Annotated in this window: 4 protein-coding genes; 3 read left to right on the top strand and 1 reads right to left on the bottom strand. The window is 73.1% G+C overall.

The window, feature by feature from the left end; all coding sequences use genetic code 11:
• Window positions 1–1,016 (bottom strand): serine/threonine-protein kinase (locus tag ACWC94_RS38275; RefSeq protein WP_450801909.1); only part of this gene is annotated, 1,016 nt, incomplete at its 3' end.
• Window positions 1,017–1,350: 334 nt separating this feature from the next.
• Between ACWC94_RS38275 and ACWC94_RS38280 the strand changes: the two genes are divergently transcribed.
• Genes ACWC94_RS38280 through ACWC94_RS38290 form a run of 3 tightly spaced genes read left to right on the top strand, consistent with a single transcriptional unit; the run spans window position 1,351 to window position 2,926 of the window.
• Complete coding sequence (locus tag ACWC94_RS38280; protein WP_450801910.1) at window positions 1,351–1,728, top strand: DUF2795 domain-containing protein; 378 nt, start codon at window positions 1,351–1,353, stop codon at window positions 1,726–1,728.
• Entirely contained in the window at window positions 1,725–2,378 is a 654-nt protein-coding gene (locus tag ACWC94_RS38285) for a diguanylate cyclase (RefSeq protein ID WP_450801911.1), read from the top strand. The genes ACWC94_RS38280 and ACWC94_RS38285 overlap by 4 nt, the downstream gene beginning before the upstream one ends.
• A gap of 5 nt (window positions 2,379–2,383) precedes the next feature.
• Window positions 2,384–2,926, top strand: a complete 543-nt coding sequence (locus ACWC94_RS38290; RefSeq protein ID WP_450801912.1) for a type 1 glutamine amidotransferase domain-containing protein — start codon at window positions 2,384–2,386, stop codon at window positions 2,924–2,926.
• Window positions 2,927–3,063 lie beyond the last annotated feature (137 nt).

Below are 3,063 nucleotides of genomic sequence, written 5' to 3' on the forward strand. Positions count from 1 at the left end.
GGCGTGCCCGGTGCGGGCGGGGTGGCCCGCGCCGGCACGGCGCGTTCCCCGGCGGGACTGCGCTGTCCGGTGCCGACGCCGGTTTCGGCCGCGTGGCCCGGGGCGGTCGCCGCCCGCGCCACGCGTCGCAGGTGCCGCGCGAGCTCGCCGGCCGTCGGATAGCGCTCCTGCGGCTGCTTCGCCATGCCCTTGGCGACGATGTCGTCCAGCTCCGCCGGGAGCCCGGCGACACCTTCCGAGACACGTGGGGGCGGCAGCTCGATGTGGGCATGGCACTGGGCTGCGAACTCCTCGCCGGGGAAGGGGCTGCGACCGGTCAGGCACTCGTAGAGCACGCAGGCGAGCGAGTAGACGTCGATCCGCGCGTCGGTGCCCGTCCCCAGGAAGCGTTCCGGGGCCATGTACTCCGCGGTTCCGACCGCCTGGGTGGGCGCGGTGACGGTGATGCCGCGTCCGGAACGGGCGATGCCGAAATCGACCAGGTAGACGAAGGGGGCGCCGCTGTGCCCCTTGCTGAGCAGGATGTTCGACGGCTTGACGTCCCGGTGGATCACATCGGCCTCGTGCGCGGCGTCGAGTGCGTCGGCGACCTGTGCGAGGATGTCCGCCGCCTCCGGCAGGGTCAGCGGGCCGCGGTCGCGCAGTCGGCTGCGCAGGTCCTCGCCCTCGACCAACCGCATGTCGAGGTAGAGGAGGCCGTCGATCTCGCCGTAGTGGTGGATGGGGATGATGTGCGGCTCGTTCAGCCGCGCCACGATCCGCGACTCACGCTGGAAACGCTGCCGGAACTCCTTGTCGAGCTGCAGCCGCGGGGAGAGGATCTTGAGTGCGACCTCTCGGTCCTGGCTCAGGTCGTACGCCCGGTACACCTGCCCCATGCCGCCCTCGCCGAGCACCTCGCACAGCACGTAGTCGCCGAGTCTGTCGAAGCCCCCGAAGCTGGGGGCACCCGAACCGCCGGCGGAGGATTCCCCGACGGCCGGCACACGACGTTCGTCCGACTCACCGTCGCGCATGTGCGGAGCCTCCTAGCTCCGGTGGCGCAGGTACGGGCCATTCTACGTCCGCGCGCCGGGCCGCGCTCCGGCAGCGTGGCGGCGTGGCCTGCCCGGTCAGCGTCCTCGTCGGCCGTGGGCCGTTATGCGAGGGCCTGTGCGGGTACGCGTGTGCGCACTGGACCATCCGGTGCGCGGATCAGCCGTTCCGGATACGCGGAAAGCGTTCAGTTCCCAGGTCAACGGCTCGGCCACTGAATTCTTTCGGCCACGTCCGGCACGTACGGAGCCGATCCCGTGTCGGCGGTACGGCACCGGGTACGCGGTGCGGACGTTCGACCCCCTGGAGGGAGACATGCAGCGAGGCAGTGACCGGCTGAGCGTCCACCGGGACGACGAGATGAAGCACGAGCTGAAGGGTCTGCTGAGGTCCGGGCATCCGACACGGGTGGAGGAGTGGCACGATCCGGAGCCGGCCGCGGACGACGACCCGGAGGTGTGGAGCGGGCCTGTGGGCGGACTGGGTTCGCCTGCGTCGCTGGAGCGGGTGCGGACGGAACTGGCCCGCACCCTGAGCCGCGGTTGCTTCCCGGCGACCGCACGGGACCTGGCGCGGATGCTGCGCCGGCGGAACGCGCCGGGCACGCTGTCCGACGCGGTGGCGGGGCTGCCGCACTCGGCGCGTTACGAGAACGTACAGCAACTGGCCGAGGCGCTGGTGGGCCGCGGATGAGCCGGGGCCAGGCGGCCGAGATCGCGAGCGGGGCCGGCGTCGACGTCGAGGTGGCGACCACCCGGTTCCTGCTGTACGGGCTGCTGCCCGGCTGGTTCGTGCCGGGGCTCGCCGACTGGGTGATGCACCGGCGCACCCGGATCGAGGAGACCGCGGGCACCAAGGAGTCGGTGATCCACGCGCTGATGATGGCGGAGGTCGGTCTGCCGATCGCGCTGACCCTGCGCTACCGGATCAACCCGCTGCTGCTGAGCGTGCAGCTGGGGGCCGCGGCGGTGCACGAGGCGACCGCGCTGTGGGACGTGCGCACGGCCGTCGACAGCGACCGGGAGGTCAGCCCGATCGAGCAGCACCTCCACAGCTTCCTGGAGTCGCTGCCGCTCGGTGCACTGGTCTCGCTGATGTGCCTGCACGCCGACCAGGTGCGGTCGCTGCTGCGGGGCGGGCGCGGCGACCCGGACGCCTGGCGTCTCGTGCCGCGCCGGCGCCCGCTGTCGCCCGGCTATCTGGCGGGCATCGGCGTGGCGATCGGCGCCTTCGTGCTGCTGCCGTACGGCGAGGAGCTGTGGCGGTGCCGGCGGGCGGCCCGGGCGGGCAGGCGGCGTGCCCGCGCCGAGCGGGCCGTGCCGAGGAAACGGAAAGGGAACTGAGCATCATGCGTATCGCGTTTCTCGTGGCGCCCGAAGGCGTCGAGCAGGTCGAGCTGACCGAGCCGTGGAAGGCGGCGTCCGACGCCGGGCACGAGCCGGTGCTGGTGTCGACGAAGCCGGGGAAGATCCAGGCGTTCGAGCATCTCGACAAGGCGGACACCTTCGACGTGGACGAGGTGGTGGGTGAGGCGTCGGCGGGGTCGTTCGGGGGTCTCGTGCTGCCCGGCGGGGTGGCGAATCCGGACTTCCTGCGGATGGACGCGGCGGCCGTGGCGTTCGTGAAGGACTTCTTCGACCGCAGCCGTCCGGTCGCGGCGATCTGCCACGCGCCGTGGACCCTGGTGGAGGCGGACGTCGTACGGGGCCGGGTGCTGACGTCCTGGCCGAGCCTGCGGACCGACATCCGCAACGCGGGCGGCACCTGGGTGGACGAGCAGGTGAAGATCTGCGACCACGGCTCCAACCAGCTGGTGACCAGCCGCAAACCGGACGATCTGAAGGCGTTCTGCGACGCGTTCCTGCACGTGTTCGCCGGGGATCCCGGCTGACCCGCGGCGAGTGGTGGGGGGGGCGGGCCCGCCGCGGGGGGCCCGCCCCCCCGGGCGGGGGGCGCGGGGGGCCCGCCCCCCCGGGCGGGCGGGCCCGGCCCCCCCCCCCCCGCGCGCGCCCCCCCCCCCCCCCCCCT

This window comes from Streptomyces sp. NPDC001135 (genome assembly GCF_053598395.1).

Coding starts and splice junctions, on each gene's coding strand:
- ACWC94_RS38285 (WP_450801911.1), top strand. CDS start 1,725: ATGAGCCGGGGCCAGGCGGCCGAGATCGCGAGCGGGGCCGGCGTCGAC.
- ACWC94_RS38290 (WP_450801912.1), top strand. CDS start 2,384: ATGCGTATCGCGTTTCTCGTGGCGCCCGAAGGCGTCGAGCAGGTCGAG.
- ACWC94_RS38280 (WP_450801910.1), top strand. CDS start 1,351: ATGCAGCGAGGCAGTGACCGGCTGAGCGTCCACCGGGACGACGAGATG.